Genomic DNA, 25,058 nt, shown 5'->3' with positions numbered 1-25,058 from the left:
CTTCGTGGCCGGTCAGTACCGTGCGGCAGTGTCCCGACCGCAGGTCCCAGACGCGGACCGTGCCGTCGGCTCCGGCCGATGCCAGCCAGGTGCCGTCCGGTGCGACGGCGCAGCCCATGACCGCGCCTTCGTGGCCGGTCAGTACCGTGCGGCAGTGTCCCGACCGCAGGTCCCAGACGCGGACCGTGCCGTCGGCTCCGGCCGATGCCAGCCAGGTGCCGTCCGGTGCGACGGCGCAGCCCATGACCGCGCCCTCGTGGCCGGTCAGTACCGTGCGGCAGTGTCCCGACCGCAGGTCCCAGACGCGGACCGTGCCGTCGGCTCCGGCCGATGCCAGCCAGGTGCCGTCCGGTGCGACGGCGCAGCCCATGACCGCGCCCTCGTGGCCGGTCAGCACCGTCCGGCAGCGCCCCGACCGCACGTCCCACACCCGCACCGAACCGTCGTCACCCGCGGAGGCGATCGATCCGCCGTCCGGTGTCCAGGCACACCCCCAGATCCAGCCGGTGTGACCGACGAGCACCTGGCGCGGCGAGCCCGTCACGACGTTCCAGATCCGCAGGGAGCGGTCGAAGCCCGCGGAGGCGAGCCAGCGGCCGTCGGGCGAGGCGGCGCACGCGCGCACCGCGCTGGTGTGGCCCTCCAGCGTCCGGTCCAGATCGGGATCGGGCAGGTCGGGGAGCGGCCAGAAGGGCGTCAGCCGCGGCCCTTCCAGCACGCGGGCCGCTCGATCGTGGAACCGTTCGGTCCGCTCGGTGACGGGGATCCGGGACAGGAGGGTGTCCGCCAGCCCCGGCCGGAGCCGCCCCAGCAGCGGTGCCTGCTGTCCGACGACACGGTGCAGTTCCGCCGCGGCCGGTGCGCCGGACAGGGCCAGGTCACCGCCGACCGCGACCGGTCCGTCCCGCTCGATCCGGGCCAGCAGCCACCTCGGATCGCAGACCAGGTCGGTCAGTTCCGCCCGGGCGTCCGCCTCCGCCAGGTGGTACGCGAGGTTGCGCCACAGGTAGTCGGCCCCGTCCGGCAACCGCCACCAGGCGGTGGCGTGCTCCTGCGCCGAGCCGGGCAACGGCCGCGCCATCGACCTGAGCGCGTCGATCAAGGTCCGGTTCCGCTCGGCCAGCCAGGCGGCTCCCTGCCGGTGGCGGAGGTAGCCGCGCAGCACGTCGTGCAGCCCCAGTGCCGGGCCGTCCTCCCAGCTCCCCGACGCGAGGCACAGCGAGGTGAGCCGTGACCTCAGCCGGTCGGTCGCCGACCTGCCCAGACCACCGGTCTCGGACCAGAGCGCGCCGAGCACGTAGCCGGGAACGGCGATGTCCTCGGGGAAGATCGCCAGCTCGAAGTAGCGCTCCCGCTCCTCGGGATCCATGAGGTCCAGGCTGGCCTGGAGGGTCGCTTCCACGGCCTGGTCACGGCTCGACGCATCGCCCACGTCGAGCGCTGCGGGCCCTTCGGACACCAGCCGGTCGAGCACCCAGGCACCCGCCTGCGCGACGGTGGCTCCCTGCCGCACGGACTCCGCCAACGCGGCGTTCACCAGCGAGAGCAGTACGGGCCATCGCCCCGTCAGCTCCATCAGCCGGTCGACCGTCCGCTGCGGCAGACCGGGCAGACCCTGCGTCAACGCCTGAACGGCTTCGTCGATCTCCATCGCATCGACCAGTATCGACGAGGCGTTGCGCGGAAGTACAGCGGAGCTGCGCGTGGTGACGATCCGTCGGCAGCGCGGGGCGCCGATGAGGAAGGGCGCGAGTTGCGCCGGGTGCCACACGTCGTCGATCACCAGGAGCGTGTCGGGGCGCTGACCGAGCAGGGCGCCGAGCCGGAAACCGGCCTGCTGCGGATCGGGGTTGGTGAACTCCTGGCCGGACAGCAGCCCGCAGACGCCGTTGACCTTGGCCGCGAGGTCCGTACCGAACGCCTTCTGGCCGAGCGTCACCCACAGCAGGCCGCCGGTGAACCGCCCGCGAATCCTCTCGTCGGTGAGGCACAAGTGGGCGACCAGCGTCGTCTTGCCGAAGCCGCCGGCCCCTTCCAGGGCCGTGGTGACGGCTACCGGACCGTCGTCGTCGGACAGCAGTGCGCCGCGGAGCGCCGCCTCGAGCGCGGGCCTCGGGACGACGGCCCCGGACGGCGGTGGTGCCATCCAGAGCGGCGTGTCGAGGGGCCGTACGCCCGCGTGCACGACGACCGTGTGGATGACGCCGGTGTTGGCGACGTTGATCCCGCCCAGGTTGTGCTGGCTGACGTCGCCGGTGGGAGCGGACGCTTCGGCACTCATACGGCTTCCCTTCCTACAGCCGGCCGGTCTCGACGGCGTCGACCACCCAGGGGATGACCTCGTCGAGCATCTCCTCCAGGCCCACCCCGGCCGTGAAGCCGAGCACGTCACGGGCCTTGGACACGTCGGGCACCCGCATCCGGACGTCGTGTGCGAAGGCCGGATCGCTCACGACCTCGAACGGTACGCCGGGCCGCAGCTTCGACCAGATGAGTGCGGCGAGTTCGAGGACCGTGGTCGACTCGGAGGTCGAGAGGTTGAAGTCCTCGTTCGTCGCCGATTCGTGCTCCATCGCCATCACGATTCCGCGGGCCAGGTCGCCGCCGTAGGTGTAGTGCCGCACCTGTCCGCCGTCGCCCAGGATGTGCAGCGGGTTCTGGCCCTTGACGATCTTCTGCACGAGATCCGGCACCACGTGGGACATGGCCAGCTTGGTGTTGCCGGACGGGGCCGTGGCCTGGGCGAGGGCGTGGAGCTCGCCGACCCCGACGCAGTTGAACGGCCGGACGATGGTGTAGGGCAGGCCGTACTGGTCCCAGGCGGCCCGTGCGAAGTATTCGGTGGCCAACTTCTGGAACCCGTAGGAGGAGCCCGGTGGCGGGACCTCCAGTTGGTCCCCCTCGCGCGACGGCCAGTGGTCCGTGGACTCGTAGACCATGGACGACGAGACGTAGGTGACCTTGCGCAGCCGGCCGAACCGGTGGGCGCGGATCGCCGCGTCGCAGGTGCTCGCGGTGATCCGTTCATTGGCGGCGAGCAGGTCGTAGGGATAGGCGTGGAAGTAGGAGATGCCGCCGATCCGCGCCGCGCAGGCGATCAGGTGGTCCCGGCCGTCCAGCAACTCCTCGACCAGGGCGGCGTCGGCCGCGTCGCCCTCGACCAGGCGGAACCGGGGGTGGTGGTCGTAGGAGCGGCTGACCGGGCCGTACTTGGAGTGGTCGTCGAGTCCGACCACGTCGTGACCGCGGTCGAGGAGCCGTTGGACGAGGTAACCGCCGATGAATCCGGCGGCGCCGGTGACAAGGACTTCTGCCACGCTCAGCCACATCCTTCCGGTGTGGTGCTACTTCGCGTTGTCCGAGAGTTTCTTCCAGCGTTTCGCGGACCCGTCCGTCGAAGTCAGCACCGTGTTGTCCGTGGAAACCAAAGTGAGTCGGGAGGCGTCCCGACGCGCGCCGAGCGGCACGTCGACCAGGTCTCCGATCACTTCGACCCCGTCACCGCCCCGCACGACGGCGCCGCAGAACACATTCCCGAACGACCGGCCCTGATCGTGACTCAGGCCCATCCACCAGAGCGTTTGGCCGACTTGGCGGAGGTAATACGTGCCGTGGTCGTCCCCCGCCCACGTACCGGTGAGGGTTCCCCGGGAAACGGGTTCGACGATGTCGATCGAATACACCGGACCGAGCAGCACGGCCGCGTCGTCGACCTGCTCCTCGGCGCGTTCGTCGATTTCCCCGCGCCGCCCTGAAAGAAATCCGGAGAGCCTGACGTCCGTGCCCGGAGCGATCCTCCGACCGAGGATCCGCACGGATCCGTCGGGCGCCACGACGACGTCGCCGTTGACCGGCTGTCCGTTGCTGAACAGCACGCTGTTCCCGTCACGTTGCTTCCAGCCCGGCAGGAAGGCCGAACCGGTGAGCCCCGGGATCCGGCAGCGCAACGGCCGCTCGACGAGGTCGGCCGGCACGTCGGGCAGTCGGGACAGCGCGGGGTCCGCCCTGACGGACAGCACGACGTCCCCGTCCCGCGCGGACGGTTCCGTCACGACCACGCCCTGGACGACCGCGGTCTCCGCGTACACGCGGCCGCGCCGCCACTCGGCCCGGGCGAACGCGGCGGCCCGTCGCGTCACATCGATCCGCGCCGGCATTTCGGCACGGCGCCACGACTTTCCGCCGAATCCGCCGACTTCGCTCACTGCCCGAAATTCCGAGTCCGACGCGACCACCGCATTGATGACGCCGTTCTGCGGCATTCCACCGCGCGGGGTGTCGGCCCATTCACCGATGACCAGGTCGCCCACCACGCGACCGCAGAACACATTGGCGAACCGAACACCGGGATGGAACTCGTCGGCACCGAGGGGCGAGTCCGCGCTGAGGCCGATCCACCACATCTTCCCCAGATGATGGCGAACATGGTAAATCGCCTTGTCATCTCCCAGCCAGAGACCGGTGAGCATTCCGTCCACTGACATCCCCCCGTCGTCACGGTACCCCTGCCGCGCCGACAGGAAACGCGGGCACGTCGGGACCGCGGGAGGCGGCGATCACGCCGCCCCGACCGTGATCGCGGGAGATTGTCGGGCGACCGGCAACCCCTGGCGGCCATACGATGGGCGTGTGGAATTCGGCATCCGTCGAGTGGGGGGCATCATGTCCGGCGAGCTGATCACCGAACTGGCATCGACCGGCGCGCTGGCGCTGGTCAACGCCGTCGCGACCGACGCGTGGCAAACGGCCCGGGCCGGATTCACGCGGCTGCTCGGCCGGGGCGAGGCCGAGCGCGAACGCCTCGTCGCCACCCGGATCGACGAGGCCGCGACGCAACTGGAACAGGTCGGCGCGGACGACCAGGAGCGGGTGCGGGAGGCGCTGCTGCTCGTCTGGCGCACCCGGTTCGCCGACCTGCTGGAGGAGCGGCCGGACGCGATCGGGGAGCTGCAGGCGCTCGTCGAGCGGCTACGGGCCGCGCTGGCGGACGCGCCGTCGCCGTCCGTCGCGGCGGTCGGCACCGGATCGGTCTTCTCGGCCAACACCGGAGGGCTGAACATCACCAACACCGGAACGGTCGGGAACATCACCCTGCACGGCGAACCCCGTCGCCACGACGCCTGAGCGGCCATCGGTGAGGAGGCCCCCGGGATCCGGGGATCCCGGGGGCCTCCTCCGGTCTCAGGCGGTGTCCTCCAGGGGGCGCAGGAAGCGGCGTTCGTACCGCTTGATGCAGCCGGTCCGGCGGGCCAGTTCGAAGGCCTCCTGGCACTCCGGATCGGACATGCTGTCCGTGCGGTACTGCTCGTAGGAGGCGAAGCCCGGGAAGGAGAACAGGGCGTAGGCGATGTCGCTGTCGCCCTCACTGGGCAGGAAGTAGCCGTGGTGGGTCCCGCCGAAACGGTTGACCAGCCGGACCCAGCGGCGGCCGTACTCCTCGAAGTCCGCGAGTTTGTCGGCGTCGATCTCGTACTTCAGATGAATGGTGATCACACCGTCATCATGCCGCGCCGCCCGCACCGCTCGGACCACCCGGATCGCTCGGTGACCGACCGCCCGGGCTCCGTCCGGAGCAGCTGCCCGGACGGGGCGGATCAACCGATCGGATGACGGGCGGGTCCTCCGGGTGTGCGGGGAGGGAGGGACGGCGGGGGGATCACCCGCCCCGGCGGGCCGGAGCAGGATGGGGTCATGAATCCGCACGACCGACTGCTGCTCGATGCCGCCACGGCCGGGGACACGGACGCGGTGCGCGCCGCGCTCGCCAACGGCGCCGCCCCCGAGACCCGCGACGAGGCCCTCCGCACGCCCCTGCTGCTGGCGGCCCTCGGCGACCACGTCGCCGTCGCCGAGGTCCTGCTGGCCGCCGGCGCCGACCCCGACGCCCCCGACTCCCGCGAGGACAGCCCCTGGCTGGTCACCGGGGTGACCGGGAGCGTCCGCATGCTGCGGACCCTGCTCCCGGCCGGGCCCGACCTGACGCAGCGCAACCGCTTCGGCGGGGTCAGCCTGATCCCGGCCGCCGAGCGCGGGCACGTCGCCTACGTGCGGGCGGTGCTGGCGGAGACCGACATCGACGTCGACCACGTCAACCGCCTCGGCTGGACCGCGCTGCTGGAGGCGGTCATCCTCGGCGACGGCGGCGACCGCCACGAGGAGGTCGTCCGGCTGCTGCTCGCCGCCGGGGCGGACCCGTGGCTCGCGGACTCCGAAGGGGTGACGGCGTACGAGCACGCCGTGCGCCGCGGCTTCGCCGGGCAGGCCCGGCTGCTGCGCGCCGCGCAGGAGGCGTCGGACCGGGGCGCCCGGTGAGCCGCCGGACCCGGGGCGCGGCGGACGGACCGGCCCGGGCCGGGGCGGGGCGGCGGGCGCTGCTCGTCGTCGCACCGGCCCTCGTCGCGCTGCTGGCCGGTTGCACCACCGCCGGGGCCGGGACCGAGCGGGTCGCGGCGACGGCCTCCGCCGCCCCCGCACCGAGCGGGACCCCGTTGACCGCCGGGCTCCCCACCCCCCAAGGAACCCTGCTCGTCGCGGACTTCGGGGCCGACACGGTCACCTTCGTCGATCCGCGGCGCGGCCCGGTCGGTTCCGTGACCGTCGGCGCCGCGCCGTACGGGCTGGCCGTCGGCCCGGACGGCCTCGCCTGGGTGGCCACCGCCGAGGGCGTCGCGGCCGTCGACACCCGCTCCCGCACGCGGGTGGCGCTGGTCCCGTACACCACCCGCACGGGCCCGGCCGCCACGGGCGAGTACCGGGGAGGAGGCATGGGCATCGCCCTGTCCCCGGACGGCTCGCGCGCCTACGTCGGCGTCAACGTCCCCGGCGGCCGGGGCGTGCTGGAGGTGATCGACACCGCGACCCGCAAGGTGATCGCCACCGCCCCGGTGGGCCGTCGGCCCTTCGACGTGGACGTCGCCCGGGACGGTGGCGAGGTGTACGTGACCGGCCACGACTCCTTCGACGTCACGGTGGTCGACGCGGGCTCCCTCGCGACGCGCCGGATCGAGGTGGCCCCGTACGGCACGAAGGGCGGTCTCGGCTCCTGGCTCAAGCCGCACTACGCGGTGGTGCGGCCCGGGGACGGGCGGCTGCTGCTGCCGTTCGAGGGGGAGCGGCTGGCCGTGGTGGACCCGCGCAGCGGATCGGTGGAGGTGGAGCCGATGACGGCCGACACCCACCAGCACGGAGCCGCCCTCGCCCCCGACGGCCGGCTGCTGGTCGTCGGCACCGGCGCGGTGGAGGAGGGCGAGGGGCCCTCGCTCACCGTGCGGTCCCCGGGCGGCGAGGAGCGGGTGTACCCGCTGGACGGCCCGCACGAGGACGTGGCGGTGTCCCGCGACGGCCGGACGGCGTACGTCACCGGCGGCTACACCCGGGACGGCTACTGGAACGGCCTGACCGTCGTCGACCTGGCCGACGGCGCCACCCGCCGCCTCCCGGCCGGGACCCGCCCGCTGGGCATCGCCGTCCTGTAGCCGGGGGCGTCGGGCCCGGTACCCGAACCAGAGGGTCACGTGCTGCACGCCGTGGCCGAACGCACCGGTCACGGCATCAGCGTGGCGCCGGGGTGAGGGTCAGCATCTGCTCGGCGGGGGTGCGTCCGCCACCCACCGGGGAACCGGCGGTGTCGGTCCACGCGCGCACGGGGGTGGTCTCGGCCCGCCGACCCTGGGCGGCGGACAGTCCGAGGACGAGCCCGCTGTAGCGGTTCACCAGCCGGTACGTGCCGGAAGGCCGGCCGTCGGCAGAGGTGTTGGGGACGACGAACCACTGCTGGCCGACCGTCGGACCCTGCGCCGGGACGTCGGTCACGGTGGGCTTGGCCGCCCAGGCCCGACCGGCGTTGTTCGTCGCGTCGACGCCGAGCAACCGGTGGGTCGAGGCGTTGGCGATCCGGTACGAACCGTCGCCGTTGGCGGTGAAGACCCACCTGCCCAGCGCCGAGCCCGCGGTCGGCTGCGAGGTGGTGGCCGCGCTCCCCGACACCTGGGCGAGGAAGCGTCCGCCGCCGCCCGCGATCGTGTAGGTCGTGCCCGGGACGACGGGGGCCGCCGGGGCGCTCGTGCCGATGACGGTGTCGTAGTACTCGCCGTCGGCGCCGCCCGAGCAGAAGAACGAGCAGTAGCTGCGGAACGACTTGCCGACGATCGTCGACCCGGTCCTGCTGACCGGGTCGAGCATCCAGCGGTACCAGGAGCCCGTCCGGTAGGCCCCGGAGTCGCCCGCCAGCCGCCACTTCTGGGTGGCGAGGTCGTCGGTGACGTAGAAGCGCTGCGGCTCGCTGCCGTCCTGCACCACGGCCTCCGGTTCGCCGACGTACTGGCCGAGGTAGGCGTCGTAGGCGATGTTCATGGTCAGCAGCGGTGACTTCGGGGGCAGTTCGCCGGCCGCCTGCTGCTCGGCCACGCTGCCCGTGCGGGCCGGGTCGTAGTCGTGGTCGACCGGGGTGTACCCGGTGGTGTGCTCGGCGTCGACCGGCTCCATGTTGCTCTCCAGACCGCCGGTCCCGGGCTGGGACCAGGAGCCGTCGTACCACTTCTTCCACGAGCCGGGCGCCATCTTGGCGGACATCGGGGCGCGCGCGACGTGCGCCCGGCTGCCGTCCGTCCAGCCGCCCGGGACACCGGCCTTCGGGATCACGCGCGAGTTGTAGTAGACGTAGAAGTAGCCGGACGCGGTGTCGACGAACAGCCGCGCGTCGCCGTTGCCGTAGTGGTAGGTCTGGTTCGGGAACGTGGCCGCGTCGCCCCGCGCGGTGCTGTAGGGCGAGGTCAGGACGTGGTCCTCGATGCTCCACGTCCTGCCCCGGTCCCGGGAGACGGCGTAGTCGATCGCGTCGTAGTGCAGGCCGTCCCCGAAGGGGCTCGGGGTGAACTCGTTGTGGACGAGCCCGTACCAGTCGCCCGTATCGGGATCCACCCACACGCCCATCAGGTCGCAGTAGTTCTTCTGCGCGTAGGAGGAGCCGGCCGGTGCGTAGCTGGCCTCCCGTCCCGTGGGGCCGTTGTTGCAGCGCCAGGTGGTGTCGTCGTTGCGGTCACGGGTGTTGGCGGGGTTCACCGCGTCGCTGATCGCGCCCGAGCGGGTCGCCGAGTCGAAGTCCCTGCCCGTGTAGAACGTCCACTTGCGCGGGTCGTCCGCCCCGTACAGGGCGTGGGCGGACTGGTAGTAGAACGTCCCGTTCCTGTCGATGAAGGTGCCGGCGGGGGTGTCGTCGGGGTGGGTCCAGGGTCCCTTGGCGCCGATCGTGACGGTGTGTCGGGGCGGGTCGGCGGACGCCCCGGCCGAGGCCGGAGCCGTGGCCAGGGCTCCGAGCAGGACCGCGGCGGCTGCCGCGAGGGCTCCGGCGGTGATCACATGGGTTCGGGCTGACACAGGTGCTCCTCTCGGGCCCGGGACCGGGTGGGGGAGCGGTCCGGGCACGGGACGGCCGGGCTCCGGCGGATGGCTCCGCCGGGAAGTCCGGTCACGGGGACGGAGGGTTCACGGCTGCGGTGCCGCTGTCAGCGACAGTTAGTTCAGCTAGAATCCGAATTAACTGAAGGACTGTCAAGAAGCCCGCGCAGAAGGCCACTTCCTCCACCCGGCTCGCCCAACTCCCCTTCCGCACCGCACCGCTGCGCCCCTTGCTCCGGCCGGGCTCCTTGTCATCATGGGCGGGTGACGGCTCCCCGCAGAGACGAGGCCCCCGTGACCGACCTCCCCACGGAGACGGCGGCGTACGTTCCGCCCGCCGCGCCCGCCGTCCCCCGCGACCGCGGGTCCATCAGGCGCACCAACCTGGGCGTGGTGCTGCGCCTGCTGCGCGACGCGGGTCCCCGTGCGCGCGCCCGGATCGCGGCCGACACGGGCCTGCCCAAGCCGACGGTCACCGGCCTGGTCGCCGAACTCGTCGCCCTGGGCCTGGTCCGCGAGGGACCCGTCCGCCGCGAGGGGGCCGTGGGTCGGCCCGGCACCCTGGTGGACCTCGACGGGGCCGACCTCTGCGGCATCGGCGTCGAGATCAGCACCAGCTACGTGCACGTCCTCGCCCTCGGTCTCGCGGGGGACCGCGCCTTCGAGCACCGCGGCGCCGTGGAGGTCGCCGGAGCCGGTTGGGAGTCGGCCCTGGACGTCACCGCGCGCGCGGTCCGCGACTGCCTCGCCGCGCTCGACCGCGACGGCCGGCGACCCGTGGGGATCACGCTCGCCGTACCGGGGGTCATCGACGCCGCGGCCGGCGTCGTCGCCTACGCGCCCGCCCTCGGCTGGCGCGGCGTACCCGTCCGCGACGGGCTCCTCGCGCGCCTGCCCGGAACGGCCCCCCGGCTCGTGGTGGAGAACGACGCCAAACTCGCCGCGCTGGCCGAACACGCCCTGGTCCAGGGCGAGGACGTGACGGACATGGTGTGCATCACCGGCGAACGCGGCATCGGCGCGGGCATCATCAGCGACGGCCGCCTGGTGCGCGGAGCCACCGGTTTCGCGGGCGAGGTCGGCCACATGCCCCTCGACCCGCTGCGCCGCCCCTGTGTCTGCGGTCGGCGGGGCTGCTGGGAGGTCATGGTCGGCCTGGACGCCATCCTGCGCCTGGCCGCGGCCGCTGACGACCCCGTCCACGATCCGACCACCGCTCTGGAGGAGCGCCTCGGCGAACTGCGCCGTCGCGCCCGCGACGGCGACCCCCGCACCCGGGAGGCCCTGTCCCGGGTCGCGGAGGACCTGGGGCTCGGCCTCGGCCTGTTGGTGGACGTGCTCAACCCGCGGGTCATCGTCCTGGGCGGGTACTTCGCGCACCTCGGCGACCTGATCCTCGACCGCGTGCGCCGGACGGTCCGCGAGCGGGTGATGGCCCCCGACTCCGGCGGCTGCGACGTACGCCTGTCCACCCTCGGCTTCGGCGCCGCCGCCCGGGGCGGGGCCCACCTGGCCCTCGACGCCGTCTACCAGGACCCGGGCTCCGTCGCCCGCCCGGCTCCCGCCCGCCGGTCCTGAGCGGGGCGCGGGGGCGCGGGTAGGACCCCCTCGGCCCCCGTCATCCCTGCCGACGGGGTCGGGTGAGGGTCGCGAACAGGTCGGCGAAGTGGTCCAGACCGGCTCGGGCGGTCGCGTTGTCACGGTGCGCGAGCCAGGCGGAGATGACGCCGCCGAATGACTCGATGAGCATCTGCGCGAGAGCGGCGGTGGAGACCGTGTATTCGAGGTCGGCCTCCTGCGCGAGCCGTTCGAGGTAGGCCACGGTCTTGTCCAGGTACGCCCGGTGCTCCCAGGCCGGCAGATCGTGCAACTCGGGTTCGCGCAAAGCCAGGTTGATCAGCTCCCGCAGGACGAGCTGCGCCTCCGGGTCGGCCTCGACGGCCGCCCAGTAGGTGCGCAGCAGGGCCCGCAGGGTGGTGGCCGGGTCGGCGTCCGGGGTGACGGTGCCCCAGGCGGCGTCCAGGTCGATGTTGATGTCCGTGGCCAGCAGGGCCGCGTAGAGCTCCTGCTTGGAGCGGAAGCAGTAGTGGAACGCGCCGTGGGGCATCTCGGCCTCGGCGCAGATCGCACGGGTGGTCGCCGCGGCGATCCCCTCGCGCTTCATCACCCGCAGGGCGGCGGCGACCAGGCGCTCTCGCCGTACGTCCGCGCTGAGGTGCTTCTTCGTCGTCTTGCCCGTCGGTCCCGTCGTCATGCCGCGAAGCGTAGCAAGGATTTGGCCGATTGACTCAGTCGCCTGACCAGGTCATCTGGCCAAGTCGGATGACCTGGCCACTTGACTTGGCCAGGTGGCCAACTCTACGGTCCTTCCATCGGCAAGCCGCACCAGGGGGCGAGAGAGCATGCATTCCGCACGATCCGCAACATCCACATCCACACCTGCGTCCACACCCACACCCACATCCCCACCCGAACGCGTCCGGCGGGCCGGGCCCCGCCAGTGGTGGGCCCTGGTCGCGCTGACGGTCCCGGTGCTGCTGATGAGCATCGACCTGACGGTCCTGTCCATGGCGGTGCCCGCGCTCAGCGCGGACCTGGAGCCGACCGCGTCCCAGCTGCTGTGGATCATCGACGTGTACGGCGTGTTCCTGGCGGGCCTGTTGATCCTGATGGGAACCCTCGGCGACCGGATCGGCCGCCGCCGTCTGCTCCTGACCGGTGCGGTGGCCTTCGGAGCGGCCTCGCTGCTCGCCGCGTTCGCCTGGAACGCCGAGGTGCTCATCCTGGCCCGCGCCCTGTTGGGCCTCGGCGGCGCCACCCTGATGCCGTCGACCCTGGCGCTGATCCGGAACGTCTTCGAGGACCCCGCCCAGCGGCGGCGGGCCATCTCCGTCTGGGCCGCCGCCTTCGCGGGCGGCGCCGGACTGGGGCCGGTCGTGGGCGGGGCGCTGCTGGAGCACTTCTGGTGGGGATCGGTGTTCCTGATCAACCTGCCCGTGATGGCCCTGCTGTTGGCCGTCGGCCCCTTCCTGCTGCCCGAGTCCCGGGAACCGCGGCCGGGCCCCTTCGATCCGCTCTCCGCGGTCCTGCTGATCGTCGCGGTCCTCGCCGTCGTCTTCGGCTTCAAGGAGGCGGGACGCCTGGGCTGGGGCCCGGAGCCCGCGACCTGGCTGCTCGCGGGAGCCCTGGTGGCCGCCCTGTTCGCCGTACGGCAGCGGCGGCTGGCGCACCCCCTGCTCGACCTCGCGCTCTTGCGGTCGCTCCCCTTCTGCGTCGCGGTCCTCACCAACATCGCCGGGGTGTTCGCGATGACCGGCATGCTCTACTTCTTCCCGCAGTACGTACAGATCGTCCTGGGGCGCTCGGCCCTGGAGGCCGGATTGTGGGCGCTGCCCCTGGCGGTCGGCGCGATCCTCGGATCGCTGACGGTGCCCGCCCTCGCCCGGCGGCTCGCGGCGGGCCCGGTCATCGGCCTCGGGCTGGCCCTCGCCGCGACCGGCTACCTGCTGCTGAGCCTGCTGGACGCGACCGGCGTACCGGCCCTCGCCTTCGCCGGCGGAGCCCTGCTCGGCGGCGGCGTCGGACTGGCCAACACCCTCACCAACGACGTCATCGTCAGCGCCGCGCCGCCCGGCCGGGCCGGGGCCGCCGCCGGTATCAGCGAGACCGCGTACGAGCTGGGCGGGGCGATGGGCACCGCCGTCCTCGGCAGCGTCGGCGCCCAGATCTACGCCTCCCGGGTGCTGTCGGACCTCCCGGAGCAGATCCCGACGGCGGCCGCCGAGGCCGCCACGCAGACCCTGGCCACCGCGGAGCGGGTGGCGGCCGCGCTGCCCCCCGCCCAGGGCGGCGAACTCCTCGCCACCGCGCACGACGCCTTCGTGGACGCCATGTCCCGGACCTTCCTCACCGGCGCCGTCATCGTGGCCGCCGCGGCCGTCACCGCGGCCGTGGTCCTGCGCGGACACCGCGTCGCCACCCGCACCGCCGGGCACTGAGCCGCCCACCCCCCCCCGAATCCGTCCGGAGGCCCCCACCGGCCCCGTCCCGAAGGAGCACCCCGTGTCCACCACCCAGCCCGCCCAGCCCGCCGACCGCACGCACGCCGCCCCCGGGCTGCCGCTCCCCGGACCCCGACCGCTGCCCCTCCTGGGCAACCTGCCGGAGGTGCTGAGCGCGCCCGACGGGAGCAGCGCCGCATTCCTCGACTTCTTCCACCGCGAGTACGGCGGCATCTTCGCGCTCACCGTGGGCGGCGAACGCCAGGTCTTCGTCTCCCGCCACGAGCTCGTCGCCGAGATGTGCGCCGACCCGCGGTGGCACAAGTCCGTGCACGCCGCCCTGGAAGAGGTCCGCGACTTCGCGGGGGACGGGCTGTTCACCGCCTACGGGGACGAGCCGAACTGGGCCGTCGCCCACCGGCTGCTGATGCCCGCCTTCGGGCCGGGTGCGATGCGCGACTACTTCCCCGCGATGCTCGACATCGCCGACCAGATGCTGACCCGCTGGGAGCGGTTCGGCCCCGGCGCGCGGATCGACGTGGCCGACGACATGACCCGCCTCACCCTCGACACCATCGCCCTGTGCGCCTTCGACGTCCGCCTCAACTCCTTCTACTCCGAGGAGATGCACCCCTTCGTCGGAGCCATGGTCCGCAGCCTCACCGAGGCCGGGGCGCGCAGCGAGCGCCTCCCGGGCCTCCAGCCCTTCCTGCTGCGCACCAACAGCCGCTACCGCGAGGACCTGGAGACCATGCGGCGCGTCACAGGGGAGATCATCGCCGCGCGCCGGGCGCTGCCCGCCGCCGACCGCCCCGACGACCTGCTCGAACGCATGCTGACGGCGGTGGACCCGGTCACCGGGGCGGGGCTGCCGGAGGAGAACGTCCGCCATCAGCTGGCCACCTTCCTGATCGCCGGGCACGAGACCACGTCCGGGTTGCTGTCCTTCGCCGTGCACGCCCTGCTCACCCGGCCCGAGGTGCTCCGCCGGGCCAGGCGGACCGTGGACGAGGTGCTGGGCGGGCGCACCCCGTGCTTCGAGGACCTGGCCGGGCTGGGCTACCTGGGGCAGGTGCTGCGCGAGACCCTGCGGCTGCACCCGACCGCCCCGGCGTTCGCGCTGACGCCCGACGAGGACACCACCCTGGGCGGGTACGAGGTCCGGGCGGGGGAGTCCGTACTGGTCAACCTGCCGGCCCTGCACCGTGATCCGCAGGTGTGGCAGGACCCGGAGGAGTTCGACCCCGACCGGTTCGCCCCGGAACGGATGGCCCAGGTCCCGGCGTACGCCTGGATGCCCTTCGGGCACGGGGCCCGGGCCTGCATCGGACGGCCCTTCGCCCTCCAGGAGGCCGTGCTCGTGCTGGCGATGGTCCTCCAGCGCTTCGACCTCGAACTCGCCGATCCGGACTACGAGCTGGCCGTGCACGAGACCCTGACCGTCAAGCCCGACGGACTGGCGGTCCGGGCCCGACCCCGCCGCGCCCCCGCGGCCGAGGCCCCGCGGGCCCCGCAGGCTCCGGACGCGCCCGCGGCGGACTCCGCGTCCGGCCACGGCACCCCGCTGCTCGTGCTGTACGGGTCGAACGGCGGCGGCGGCGAGGGCCTGGCCCGCACGATCGCCGGGGAGGGGGCGGCCCGTGGCTGGCGGACCGCCACGGCCCCGCTGGACGCGTACGCGGGCCGACTGCCCACCGAAGGCGCCGTACTGATCGTCACCTCCACCTACAACGGCTCCCCGCCGGACAACGCCCGCCGTTTCGTGTCCTGGCTGACGGAGGAGCAGCCCGACCTCGACGGAGTGGACTACCTCGTGCTGGGCTGCGGCAGTCTGGACTGGGCCGCCACCTACCAGCGGGTCCCCACCCTGGTGGACGGGGCGATGGCCGCGGCGGGGGCGCGCCGGATCCGCGAGCGCGGCGCCGTCGACGCCCGTACCGACTTCCACGGGGACTGGCAGCGCTGGTACGAACCGCTGTGGCCGCTGCTCGCCGAGGCGTACGCGGTCGCGGAGACCGTGCCGGTGGGGCCCCGCTTCCGGGTGGTCGAGGCGGCCGGTGAGGAAGGCGACGGCGCGAGCGCCGTGGTGCTGGAGAACCGCGAGCTGGTACGGCACCCCGGGGCGGGGTCGAAGCGACACCTGGAGGTCCGGCTGCCCGCCGGCGCCTCGTACCGCACCGGCGACTACCTCTCCGTACTGCCGGAGAACCACCCGGAGTCGGTCACCCGGCTGTTGGACCGGATGGGCCTGCGGCCCGGGCAGGTGTGCGCGGTCGAGTCGCACGCGCCCGCGGGACGGCTGCCGATCGGTCGGCCGATGCGCCTGGACGACCTGCTCACCCGGTACGTGGACCTGTCGAGCCCCGCGTCGGCGGCCACCGTGGCCCGGCTGGCCCAGCACACCTCCTGCCCGCCCGAACGCGCCGCCCTCGAACGCCTCGCGGGCGAGGAGCACGCCGAGGGGGTGCTGCGTCCCCGGCTCGGCGTCCTCGACCTGCTGGAACGATTCGCCTCCTGCCGGGTGGACCTCGCCCTGCTGCTGGAGCTGCTGCCCGCACCCCGGCCCCGCGCCTACTCCATCAGCTCGGCCGCCGAGGAGCAGGACACGGTGGCGCTGACCGTGTCCGTACTCGAAGGACCGGCCCGCTCCGGACGGGGCGTCTTCCGCGGCGCCGCCTCGGACCATCTGCGCCGGGCCCGGCCCGGTGACCGGCTCACCGTCACCGTCACCTCGCCGTCCGAGTCGTTCCGGCCCCCGACGGATCCGGCCGTCCCGGCCGTCATGATCGCCTCCGGATCGGGCATCGCGCCCTTCCGCGGATTCGTCCGGGCCCGGATGGCCGCGGCGGCCGAGGGCCGGGACACGGGACCGACGGTGCTGTTCTTCGGCTGCCGGCACCCCGAGTGGGACGACCTGTACGCGCGGGAGTTCGCCGGGCACGTGGCCGCCGGCCGCCTGGAGGTCCACCGGGCCTACTCGCGGCTGCCCGGCGCCGACGCCCGCTACGTCCAGGACCGCCTGTGGGAGCAGCGCGGACGGGTCCGCGAGCTGCTCGGCGACGGCGCCCACCTGTACGTGTGCGGGGACGCCGGGGGCATGGGCCCCGCGGTCGAGGAGGTCCTGGGGCGGATCGGCGCCGGTACGGTGGAACGGGATGCCGGTGGGTGCGACCCCGAGGACGCGGACGGCCCGGACGGCCCGGACGGCACGGACGGTTGCGCCGGTGCCGCCGGTGCCGCCGGAGCCCGGTGGCTGGAGGCGATGCGGGCTTCGGGGCGGTACGCGACGGACGTCTTCTGACCGGGCCGGTCGCGGTGGTCGGGCCCGCGCCCCGGAGCGGGCCCGACGAACCGCGACGTCACCGCGTGGCCGAGTGGTCGTCGAGTCGGCGATCGCGGCCCGCCGCGATGCCGAAGAGGGTCATGGGCACGCACAGCGCGGCCAGGAGCAGCAGCGGGAGGCTCCATCGGCCGGTGGCGTCGTGCAGTACGCCGACGAGGAAGGGCCCGGCGGCGGCGAGGAGGTAACCGAACCCCTGGGCCATGCCGGACATCTCGGCGGCTCGGGCGCTGTCGGGGCTGCGCAGCACGATGACCGCCAGGGCCGTGCTGATGAGCAGGCCGCTGCCGAGCCCCATCAGCAGCATCCACAGGTAGGCGCCGGCGACCGGGGCCACGGCGAGGCCGAGGAGGGCGACGGTGAAGAGTGCGGATCCGGCGACGGCGAAGGGCACCTGGGTGCGGGAGCGGTGCACCAGCGCGGTGAAGGCGAGCGAGCCCGCGATGCCCAGGAGGTTCATGAGGGAGAGCAGGAGACCGGCCTCGGAGTCGCCCGCGCCCTCGCTGGTGAGCACGGCGGGGATCCAAGCGACGCAGGCGTAGTAGACCAGCGACTGCAGGCCCATGAAGAGCGTGACCTGCCAGGCGAGCCGCGAGTGCCGCAGCCCGCGGCGCCCGGCGGACGCCACCGGCGCGGGCGCCGTGTCCGCCTCGTCCTGGACCGCCGGGTCCCGGACGGCCCCCGCGCCGTCGGCGCGCATCCGGGGCAGCCACAGGGCGAAGGCCAGTGCGGAGAAGAGGGCCCACAGGCCGACGGCTCCGCGCCAGCCCAGACCCAGGGCCTCGCCCAAGGGCACGGTGACACCGGCGGCGAGTGCGGCGCCGGAGAACAGGGCGACCGAGTACAGGCCCATCATCAGGCTGACGCGTCCGTCGAAGTGGTGCTTGATGACGCTCGGCACCAGCACGTTGGCCAGGGCCAGGGCCGTGCTGAGCACGATCGTCCCGGTGAAGAGCGTGACGGGTCCGGGCACCATCCGGATCACGATGCCGAGGGTCAGCAGTGCCATCATCGCGCCCAGCGCCCGGTCGCGTCCGACGCGTCGGGCCAGCCGCGCGGCCAGCGGGGCCAGGAGGCCGAAGCACAGGATCGGCAGCGTGGTCAGCAGACCGGCGGCCGATCCGCTCAGCCCGGTGTCGGCGCGGATCGCGGCCAGCTCCGGCGAGATCGCGACGACGCCGGGCCGGAGGTTGGCGCCGATCAGGAGCACGCCGACCGCGAGGAGCCACAGCTCCTTCCTCCCACCGGCACGGTCCGTGCCGTCCGCGACCTCCTGCCGTGTCTCGCGGACCGGTACCTGCACGCTGCTCACGAAAACCACCCAACTTCGACGACGCGATGAAAGATCCCATATTTGGAGTCGTCTGATCGGCCCAAATGGGGGAGTCTCGCTCCAGACTAGGCGGCGATGTCGGATTTTGCGACTCAAACATGGGATGTTTAATGAGTGAGATCCTGGAACTACGCTCCGCTAACAGGAAAGAGGCCGTGCGTGACGACCCTGGTGCAGCAGACCATCGAGCGGATCGAGCGGGCCATCGAGAGCGGCCACTGGCCCCTGGGCGAGAAGATCCCTGCCGAGGGCTCCCTGGTGGAGTCCTTCGGCGTCGGCCGCAACACGGTCCGCGAAGCGGTGCGCGCGCTGTGCCATACCGGCCTCCTCGAGGCCCGGCGCGGTGACGGGACGTACGTACGGGCCACCAGCGACCTCAACGCCGCGCTCCAGCGCCGCCTGCGCCACGCCGGGCTGCCGCACATCCTCCAGGTGAGGCTCGCCCTGGAGCGCGAGGCCGCGGCGGTGGCCGCGGTGCACCGCGGGGAGGAGGACCTGGCCCGCATCCTCTCCGCCCTGCTGGCCCGCCGCAGGGCCCTCGAAGCGGACCCGCGGGGCGTGGGGCCGGAGTTCGTGGACCGGGATCTCGACTTCCACCGTGCGGTGGTCGCGGCCAGCGGCAACCCGCTCCTGGTCGACCTCTACGAGAGCATCTCCGAGGCCGTCCGGCAGAGCATCGAGGCGCTCGCCGCGCGGTGGCCCGGGGAAGTCCTCGGCTCCGGCACCCACGACGACCTCGCGGACGCCATCGCCCGCCGCGACCCCGAAGCCGCGGAACGCGCCGCCTGGGCCCACACCCGCATCGTGCGGGAGACGCACGAGGGCGGCCGGGAAGGGAGCGGCGCGCCGGGGACGGCGGTAGCGTGGCGCCACGGCAACGGCCCTGAGGGGGAGGCGACATGACGCGATCCACGACCGCGGCGGAGGTCTTCGACGCGCTGGGGGAGCGGTACGAGGACCTGTTCGGGCAGGTGCCCGCCCAGCTGGAGGCGCTGGAATGGCTGGCGGACCGGCTGCCCGCGCGGGCCCGGGTGTTGGACGTGGGCAGCGGCACGGGACGGCCCACGGCCGAGGCGCTGGCGCGCGCCGGGCACGCCGTGACCGGGATCGACGTCTCGGGGGCCATGGTCGAGACGGCCCGCGCCCTGGTGCCGGACGCACGCTTCGAGCAGGCCGACGTCCGTACGTACGTACCGCGGGCACCCGGCTTCGACGCCGTGTGCTCCTTCTTCCCGCTCCTGATGATGGACCAGCCGGACATCCGGACGGCCCTGGAGCGGATGGCGTCCTGGGTCGTGCCCGGGGGGTACCTAATGCTCGCCACGGTCCCCGGGGACATCCGGGGCATGGACATCGAGTGGATGGGCCACCAGGTCACCGTCAGCAGCCTGTCCGCCGAGGAGCACGTGCGGCTGCTGTCGGCGGCCGGCCTGGAGGTCCTGCACCACCGGACGACGTCCTTCGTCCCCGCCGGTCCACTGGCCGGTCCCGAGGACCACTTCTTCTGCTACGCGGCGCGACCGGGGGCCTGACGCCCGCGCCCGCATCCTGCCGCGCCGCCTAACGCGGCGCCACGGAGACCGGGTGCTCCTCCGGCCGGGCGGCGCGGGCGGCGGCATGCGGGCCGGTGGGCGTCGCATCCGCATCGGCGGTGGCGTTCGCCCGCGCCGCGTGGGCAGCCGCCAGGGCGGTCGCCACGGCGTCCACGCGCTGGTCGGGGGCGTCCGCGCGGCGGGCCAGCACGACGCGGCTCGGCGGGTGGCCGTCGACCGGGACGAAGGTGATGCCCGGCCGTGCGTGCCTGCGCGCGGCCCCGGCCGGAAGCAGCCCGGTCACCCCGTCCCACACCACCGCGTGCAGGCACTCCTCGGCCGACGTCACCACCGGGCCGGTGGCGTCCTCGTCCGCGGCGAGCCAGTACGCGCGCCACCGCGCGTCCGTCCCGACCGGCAGCCGGAAGCGCGCTCGCCCGACGAGTTCCCGCACGTGCAGGCGCGGCCGCGCGGCGAGCGGATCGTCCGCGGGCAGCGCCGCGACCAGGGGCTCCGTCCCCAGCTGACGAATGGTCAACCCCGAGGTGTCGAAGGGGAGCCGGGTCAGCGCCAGGTCGACCCGCCGCTCGCGCAGCCCGCCCGTCGGATCGGTCAGGGGCGCCTCGTGCAGCCGCACGCGCAGCCCCGGGTGGGTGCCGCGCAGTACGGCGAGGGCGGCGGCCCCGGCGTCCAGACCCGCCCCGGCGACGGTGCCCAGGACGACCTCGCGCACGGACTCCGCGGCGCGCACCCGCTCGCGGGCGCGCTCGGCCCGTACCAGCAGATCGCGAGCCTCCGGGAGCAGCACCTCCCCGGCGGCGGTCAGGCGCGCGCCGGTCGGGATCCGGTCGAACAGCCGGCACGCCAGCTCCGCCTCCAGGTCGCGGATCCTGCGGCTGAGGGGCGGCTGGGCGAGTCCGAGCCGCACGGCGGCCCGCCCGAAGTGGCCCTCCTCCGCGACGGCCACGAAACAGCGCAACGCTCTCAAGTCCATGACCGGCCACGATACCGACGACGGCACCGCCCCCGCGGAACCGGTCTTGGACGCGGGGGCGGGATCGGAGGTGAACTGGGCTCGTCGCCCGGGCCGCACACCCGCCCGGGGCACTCGTCCCCGTCGACTTCCGCAAGGAGTACACATGTACGCGCACCCCGACGACCTGCACCGCGCCCGCTCCGTCGGCGCCGCCGCCGCGCCCGAGTTCGCCGCCTGGCGCGCCTTCCAGGACGCGGTCGACCGCGAGGACGGCGCCGTGCCGCGCCGCTACCGCGAGCTGATCTCCGTGGCGGTCGCCCTGGTCACCCAGTGCGCCTACTGCCTCGACGTCCACACCGCGGCCGCACGCCGACACGGCGTCAGCGCCGAGGAACTCGCCGAGACCGCCTTCGTCACCGCCTCCGTCCGCGCCGGTGGCAGCCTCGCCCACGCCCTCCTCGCCGACCGCCTCTTCGAACACCACGGCCACGCCGCCCCGTCCGCGACCCCGCCGGGCGCGGTGGCCCCCACCGGCTGACGCCGCCACGGGTCCACCGACGGCCCACGGGGCGGCGCGGCGGGGCGGTCACCGATGCGAACCGCCCATCTCCCTGAGGGCGCCGACGCTCGACCAGGCGCCGGCGAGGACGATGAGCCCGCCGATGACGAACGCCACGTTCGACGTGGTCGAGTTGTCGGACTTCTGCTCCTCCAGGTTCTTGCTCCCGGTCCGGCTGCCGTTCGAGTAGCTCACGCAGGTGTCGCCCGCCGACATCTTCTCGCCGCCGCAGTCATCGGACGACCCCTGGAATCCGACCCAGATGATCGCCGCGCCGAGGGCGAGGAAGAAGAGGCTCGCCAAGAGGTTCTGTGCGGGAGTGTTCTCTCCGCGTGTCGAGGCCATGACGTCCAGCTTTCCGTCCGTAGGTACGGGGTACGGACGACGAGCCTGGTCCCGGCCGGGGCGGTCGTACAGGCCACGCACCCGGCCATCGGTGGCCGGTGGCCACGGACCCGCGGCGAGCCCGGTACCGCGCCGGTCACGCCGGATCCGGAGGCCGGGCGCGTGCGGCCCTGGCGGCCCCGGATCCGAGTCCTGTGCGCGATCCGGTCAGCCCTCGTGGCCCGGCAGCAGCTCCTTGATCTTGGCCCGTGCGAAGCCCCAGCCCTGCGAAACGGTCGGCCTGCCCGGCACGGCCACTTCCTCGGGGTTGGTGAGGACGTCGAGCAGGACCGGGCCCGGGGTGTCGAAGGCCCGGCGTACGGCGTCGTCCAGTTCGGCCGGGTCGGTGACGCGGATGCCCGTCAGGCCCAAGGCCGTGGCGACCGCCGCGAAATCGGGGTTGTCGAGTTCCGTACCGAACTCGGGCAGGCCCATCTGTTCCTGCTCGAGCTTGACCATGCCCAGCCGGCGGTTGTCGAAGACGACGAGCTTCACCGGCAGCCGGTACGTCTTGACCGTCATCAGGTCGCCGAGCAGCATGCTCAGCCCGCCGTCGCCGCACAGGGCGACGATCTGCCGGTCGGGCGCCCAGAGCTGCGCGCCCAGCGCCTGCGGCATGGCGTTGGCCATCGAGCCGAGGTTGTAGGAACCGATCAGGCGGCGGTCGCCGCGCATCGTGACGAAGCGGGAGAGCCAGACGGTGGCCATGCCCGTGTCGGAGGTGAAGACGGCGTCGTCGGCCGCGTGCGCGTCCACCGCCGCGGCCAGCGCCTCGGGGCGGATCTCGTGGTCGCGGTTGTCCAGCGCCGCCCGCAGTTTCCCGGTCAAGCGGCGCTCGTGCCCGGGATCGGCGAGCCCCCGCTGCCCTTCCTGCCAGCGGGCGAACCGGTCGCGGGCGCCGTCCAGGTGGGCCCGGTCGGGTACGGCGTCCAGCAGCGGCAGCAGGGCCCGCAGCGTGGCCCCCACGTCGCCGGCCAGCCCGACGTCCACCGGGGTACGGCGCCCCAGGTGGTCCTCGCGCGCGTCCACCTGGACGACCTTGACGTCCTCGGGGTACCACTCCCGGTACGGGAAGTCGGTCCCCAGCATCAGGAGCGCCTCCCCGCTGTCGAGGGCGTGGACGGCGGCGGGGTTGCCGATGAGACCGGTCTGGCCCACCTGGAAGGGGTTGTCGTCCTCGAAGCCCTCCTTCGCCTTGAGGGTCAGCACCATCGGGGCCGCGAGCAGCTCCGCGGCCGCCATGACCTCGGCGCGGGCCCCGCGGGCGCCCTGGCCGACGAGCAGGGTCACGCGGGACGCCCCGTTCAGCAGCTCGGCGGCCCGGACGAGCGCCGGGTCGTCGGGGCGCGTGACGGCGCGGTCCAGGGCGAAGCGCGGGGACCGGTCGTCGCTCGGAACCTGGTCCCCGAGGTCGCCGGGGACGGTCAGCACGGCGACTCCGCCCTGGGTCACGGCGGCGCGGACCGCGGATTCGAGCAGGCGGGGCATCTGGTCCGGGGAGGTGAGGGTGGCCCGGTAGACGGCCACGTCGCGAAAGAGCAGGTCGTTGTCGACTTCCTGGAAGTAGTCGCTGCCGATCTCGGCGAGGGGGACCTGGCCGCAGATCGCGAGGACGGGAGCGCGGCTCTTGGCGGCGTCGTACAGACCGTTCAGGAGGTGCACGGAGCCGGGTCCCACCGTGCCCATGCACACCCCGAGGGTTCCGGAGAGCTGGGACTGCGCCCCGGCGGCGAAGGCCGCCGCTTCTTCGTGGCGGCAGCCGACCCACTCCAGCCCTTCGGTGGTGCGGATGGCGTCGGTCAGGGGGTTCAGCGCGTCTCCGACGACGCCGAAGACGTGCCGGACGCCCAGCTCCTCGAGCGCTTCGACGATCACGTGGGCGACGGTGCGTGCCACAGGGGTGCCCTTCGGTCCGGTTCCGGCCGCGCGCGGCGCGCGGCCGGTTTCAGCTGGTGAAGCGGTCGGGATCGGCCGCCTCCCAGTCGCCTGCCCAGCCTTCGGGCGGTGATGCGAGGAGCTGCCCGGGAGCGAGCCAGGTGTGGAGGTCGGCGTACGAGCGGACGGTGTGCGGGTCCACCCGGTGCAGCAGCATGTGGGGGCGCAGGTCGCGGGGGTCCTCGACGCCCATCGACGCCATGATCTGCAGGGCGCTCTTGACGGTGGCCTCCTGGTAGCGCCGCACCCGCCGCGACTTGTCCTCCACGTCCACGGCGCGGCCGCGCCGCGCGTCCTGGGTCGCGACGCCGACGGGGCAGGTGTTGGTGTGACAGCGCTGGGCCTGGATGCAGCCGATCGCGAACATCATGGCGCGGGCGGCGTTGGTGTAGTCGGCGCCCTGGAGGAGGCGTTTGACCAGGTCGCTGCCGGTGGCGACCTTGCCGGAGGCGCCGACCCGGATGCGGTCGCGCAGCCCGGCGCCGACGAGCGCGTTGTGCACGGTCATCAGCCCTTCGCTCAGCGGCAGGCCGACGTTGTCGGCGAACTCCATGGGCGCGGCGCCCGTTCCGCCCTCGGCGCCGTCGACGATGATGAAGTCCGGCGCGGTGCCCTCCTCCAGCATCGCCTTGCACACGGCGAGGAACTGGCGGCGCGAGCCGACGCACAGCTTGAAGCCGACCGGTTTGCCGTCGGCGAGTTCGCGCATCCGGGCCAGGAAACGGACCAGTTCGCGCGGGGTGGTGTACACCCGGTGGTAGGGCGGCGAGATCACGGTCTTCCCCTGCGGCACCCCGCGGACCTCCGCGATCTCCGCGGTCACCTTCGCGCCCGGCAGGACGCCCCCGATGCCCGGCTTGGCTCCTTGACTGATCTTCAACGACACGCACTTGACCTGCGGGTTCGCGGCCTTCTCGGCGAACAGATCCTCGTCGAAGTCCCCGTCGTCGGTGCGGCATCCGAAGTAGCCGGTACCGATCTCCCAGACCAGGTCCCCGCCGGGGCGCAGGTGGTACTCGGACAGCCCGCCCTCACCGGTGTCGTGGGCGAAACCGCCGAGGCGCGCACCGGTGTTGAGGGCCAGGATCGCGTTCGCCGACAGGGAGCCGAAGCTCATCGCCGACACGTTGAGCAGGGCCATGTCGTAGGGCCGGGTGCAGTCGGGCCCGCCGATCCGGACCCGGGGCGGGTCGGTGGGTACCGGGCGCGGGGCCATGGACGGAGCGAGGTACTCGCTGCCGGGCCGGTAGAGGTCGAGCTCGGTGCCGAAGGGCTCCTCGGCGTCGGTGCCCTTGGCCCGCTCGTAGACGATGCTGCGGGTGTCGCGGTCGAAGGGGCGGCCCTCGACGTTGCGCTCGATGAAGTACTGCTGGACCTCGGGCCGCAGCGCCTCCATGGCGAACCGCAGGTGCCCGAGCACCGGGTAGTTGCGCAGCAGGGAGTGCCGCCGTTGCAGGACGTCGTGTACGGCGATCAGCGCGACCAGCAACGCGGGCGCGGCCGCGGCCCACCACCAGGGGGAGAACAGGACGGCGACGGCCGAGACGAGCACCGCCGTCACGCCGGTCAGGACCACCACGAGTATCTTCAGCACACCCAGCT

General features: G+C 73.5%; 20 protein-coding genes. 9 read left to right on the top strand and 11 right to left on the bottom strand.

The window, feature by feature from the left end:
- From ACFWAR_RS04690 to ACFWAR_RS04680, 3 genes are all read right to left on the bottom strand, one after another.
- On the bottom strand, positions 1-2,281 hold a 2,281-nt coding region (locus ACFWAR_RS04690; protein ID WP_385773029.1), incomplete at its 3' end, for an NB-ARC domain-containing protein.
- A 13-nt stretch (positions 2,282-2,294) separates the two neighbouring features.
- Positions 2,295-3,317: an NAD-dependent epimerase/dehydratase family protein gene (locus ACFWAR_RS04685; RefSeq protein ID WP_385773027.1), complete on the bottom strand. Its 1,023-nt coding sequence runs from the start codon at positions 3,315-3,317 to the stop codon at positions 2,295-2,297.
- A 27-nt stretch (positions 3,318-3,344) separates the two neighbouring features.
- Complete coding sequence (locus ACFWAR_RS04680) at positions 3,345-4,478, bottom strand: hypothetical protein (RefSeq protein WP_385773025.1); 1,134 nt, start codon at positions 4,476-4,478, stop codon at positions 3,345-3,347.
- A 151-nt stretch (positions 4,479-4,629) separates the two neighbouring features.
- Here ACFWAR_RS04680 and ACFWAR_RS04675 point away from each other — a divergent pair, with 151 nt between their 5' ends.
- Complete coding sequence (locus ACFWAR_RS04675) at positions 4,630-5,124, top strand: hypothetical protein (protein WP_385773023.1); 495 nt, start codon at positions 4,630-4,632, stop codon at positions 5,122-5,124.
- A gap of 57 nt (positions 5,125-5,181) precedes the next feature.
- Here ACFWAR_RS04675 and ACFWAR_RS04670 read toward each other — a convergent pair whose 3' ends face one another.
- The gene (locus ACFWAR_RS04670; protein ID WP_385773021.1) at positions 5,182-5,493 is read right to left on the bottom strand and encodes an NIPSNAP family protein; all 312 of its coding nucleotides are present in this window, start codon (positions 5,491-5,493) and stop codon (positions 5,182-5,184) included.
- Positions 5,494-5,691: 198 nt separating this feature from the next.
- On the opposite strand from ACFWAR_RS04670, the gene ACFWAR_RS04665 reads away from it, so the two are divergent.
- Together ACFWAR_RS04665 and ACFWAR_RS04660 are read left to right on the top strand one after the other, a co-directional pair.
- Positions 5,692-6,312, top strand: coding sequence for an ankyrin repeat domain-containing protein (locus ACFWAR_RS04665; protein ID WP_385773019.1), 621 nt, complete (start codon positions 5,692-5,694; stop codon positions 6,310-6,312).
- Positions 6,309-7,475 carry a hypothetical protein gene (locus tag ACFWAR_RS04660; RefSeq protein WP_385773017.1) on the top strand — a complete coding sequence of 389 codons (1,167 nt, stop codon included), beginning with the start codon at positions 6,309-6,311 and terminating at the stop codon, positions 7,473-7,475. The genes ACFWAR_RS04665 and ACFWAR_RS04660 overlap by 4 nt, the downstream gene beginning before the upstream one ends.
- Before the next feature lie 76 nt (positions 7,476-7,551).
- Here ACFWAR_RS04660 and ACFWAR_RS04655 read toward each other — a convergent pair whose 3' ends face one another.
- Positions 7,552-9,375, bottom strand: a complete 1,824-nt coding sequence (locus ACFWAR_RS04655; RefSeq protein ID WP_385773015.1) for a hypothetical protein — start codon at positions 9,373-9,375, stop codon at positions 7,552-7,554.
- A gap of 315 nt (positions 9,376-9,690) precedes the next feature.
- Here ACFWAR_RS04655 and ACFWAR_RS04650 point away from each other — a divergent pair, with 315 nt between their 5' ends.
- A complete protein-coding gene (locus tag ACFWAR_RS04650) occupies positions 9,691-10,974 on the top strand; it encodes an ROK family protein (protein ID WP_385773013.1) in 1,284 nt (427 codons plus the stop codon).
- 40 nt (positions 10,975-11,014) lie between these two features.
- Here ACFWAR_RS04650 and ACFWAR_RS04645 read toward each other — a convergent pair whose 3' ends face one another.
- A complete protein-coding gene (locus ACFWAR_RS04645) occupies positions 11,015-11,650 on the bottom strand; it encodes a TetR/AcrR family transcriptional regulator (RefSeq protein ID WP_385773011.1) in 636 nt (211 codons plus the stop codon).
- Positions 11,651-11,936: 286 nt separating this feature from the next.
- On the opposite strand from ACFWAR_RS04645, the gene ACFWAR_RS04640 reads away from it, so the two are divergent.
- Both ACFWAR_RS04640 and ACFWAR_RS04635 read left to right on the top strand, forming a co-directional pair.
- A complete protein-coding gene (locus ACFWAR_RS04640) occupies positions 11,937-13,394 on the top strand; it encodes an MFS transporter (RefSeq protein ID WP_385773009.1) in 1,458 nt (485 codons plus the stop codon).
- A gap of 64 nt (positions 13,395-13,458) precedes the next feature.
- Positions 13,459-16,698: a cytochrome P450 gene (locus ACFWAR_RS04635; RefSeq protein ID WP_385773007.1), complete on the top strand. Its 3,240-nt coding sequence runs from the start codon at positions 13,459-13,461 to the stop codon at positions 16,696-16,698.
- Between the two features lie 58 nt (positions 16,699-16,756).
- On the opposite strand, the gene ACFWAR_RS04630 is transcribed toward ACFWAR_RS04635, so the two are convergent.
- Positions 16,757-18,049: a CynX/NimT family MFS transporter gene (locus tag ACFWAR_RS04630; protein WP_385773005.1), complete on the bottom strand. Its 1,293-nt coding sequence runs from the start codon at positions 18,047-18,049 to the stop codon at positions 16,757-16,759.
- 180 nt (positions 18,050-18,229) lie between these two features.
- On the opposite strand from ACFWAR_RS04630, the gene ACFWAR_RS04625 reads away from it, so the two are divergent.
- Together ACFWAR_RS04625 and ACFWAR_RS04620 are read left to right on the top strand one after the other, a co-directional pair.
- On the top strand, positions 18,230-18,973 hold the full coding sequence (locus tag ACFWAR_RS04625) for a FadR/GntR family transcriptional regulator (protein WP_385773003.1): 744 nt from the start codon (positions 18,230-18,232) through the stop codon (positions 18,971-18,973).
- On the top strand, positions 18,970-19,602 hold the full coding sequence (locus ACFWAR_RS04620) for a class I SAM-dependent methyltransferase (RefSeq protein WP_385773001.1): 633 nt from the start codon (positions 18,970-18,972) through the stop codon (positions 19,600-19,602). The genes ACFWAR_RS04625 and ACFWAR_RS04620 overlap by 4 nt, the downstream gene beginning before the upstream one ends.
- A gap of 28 nt (positions 19,603-19,630) precedes the next feature.
- On the opposite strand, the gene ACFWAR_RS04615 is transcribed toward ACFWAR_RS04620, so the two are convergent.
- Positions 19,631-20,596, bottom strand: coding sequence for a LysR family transcriptional regulator (locus ACFWAR_RS04615; protein WP_385772999.1), 966 nt, complete (start codon positions 20,594-20,596; stop codon positions 19,631-19,633).
- Between the two features lie 145 nt (positions 20,597-20,741).
- Between ACFWAR_RS04615 and ACFWAR_RS04610 the strand changes: the two genes are divergently transcribed.
- Positions 20,742-21,116 (top strand): carboxymuconolactone decarboxylase family protein, encoded by a 375-nt coding sequence (locus ACFWAR_RS04610; RefSeq protein ID WP_385772997.1) that lies wholly within the window; start codon positions 20,742-20,744, stop codon positions 21,114-21,116.
- A gap of 48 nt (positions 21,117-21,164) precedes the next feature.
- Here ACFWAR_RS04610 and ACFWAR_RS04605 read toward each other — a convergent pair whose 3' ends face one another.
- The 3 genes from ACFWAR_RS04605 to ACFWAR_RS04595 form a co-directional block, all read right to left on the bottom strand.
- Positions 21,165-21,482, bottom strand: coding sequence for a hypothetical protein (locus ACFWAR_RS04605; protein ID WP_385772995.1), 318 nt, complete (start codon positions 21,480-21,482; stop codon positions 21,165-21,167).
- Between the two features lie 207 nt (positions 21,483-21,689).
- The gene (locus ACFWAR_RS04600; RefSeq protein WP_385772993.1) at positions 21,690-23,417 is read right to left on the bottom strand and encodes a thiamine pyrophosphate-dependent enzyme; all 1,728 of its coding nucleotides are present in this window, start codon (positions 23,415-23,417) and stop codon (positions 21,690-21,692) included.
- A 49-nt stretch (positions 23,418-23,466) separates the two neighbouring features.
- Positions 23,467-25,047: an FMN-binding glutamate synthase family protein gene (locus ACFWAR_RS04595; RefSeq protein WP_385773243.1), complete on the bottom strand. Its 1,581-nt coding sequence runs from the start codon at positions 25,045-25,047 to the stop codon at positions 23,467-23,469.
- Positions 25,048-25,058: the final 11 nt, after the last annotated feature.

Source organism: Streptomyces sp. NPDC059917 (assembly GCF_042730635.1).
In the GTDB taxonomy this organism is placed as follows: Bacteria; Actinomycetota; Actinomycetes; order Streptomycetales; family Streptomycetaceae; genus Streptomyces.
This window is presented reverse-complemented; position numbering and strand designations above follow the sequence as displayed.

Excerpts from the sequence above, each read along its gene's own strand:
- ACFWAR_RS04665 (WP_385773019.1), top strand. The coding sequence starts at position 5,692 with ATGAATCCGCACGACCGACTGCTGCTCGATGCCGCCACGGCCGGGGAC.
- ACFWAR_RS04645 (WP_385773011.1), bottom strand. The coding sequence starts at position 11,650 with ATGACGACGGGACCGACGGGCAAGACGACGAAGAAGCACCTCAGCGCG.
- ACFWAR_RS04640 (WP_385773009.1), top strand. The coding sequence starts at position 11,937 with ATGAGCATCGACCTGACGGTCCTGTCCATGGCGGTGCCCGCGCTCAGC.
- ACFWAR_RS04620 (WP_385773001.1), top strand. The coding sequence starts at position 18,970 with ATGACGCGATCCACGACCGCGGCGGAGGTCTTCGACGCGCTGGGGGAG.
- ACFWAR_RS04615 (WP_385772999.1), bottom strand. The coding sequence starts at position 20,596 with ATGGACTTGAGAGCGTTGCGCTGTTTCGTGGCCGTCGCGGAGGAGGGC.
- ACFWAR_RS04610 (WP_385772997.1), top strand. The coding sequence starts at position 20,742 with ATGTACGCGCACCCCGACGACCTGCACCGCGCCCGCTCCGTCGGCGCC.
- ACFWAR_RS04605 (WP_385772995.1), bottom strand. The coding sequence starts at position 21,482 with ATGGCCTCGACACGCGGAGAGAACACTCCCGCACAGAACCTCTTGGCG.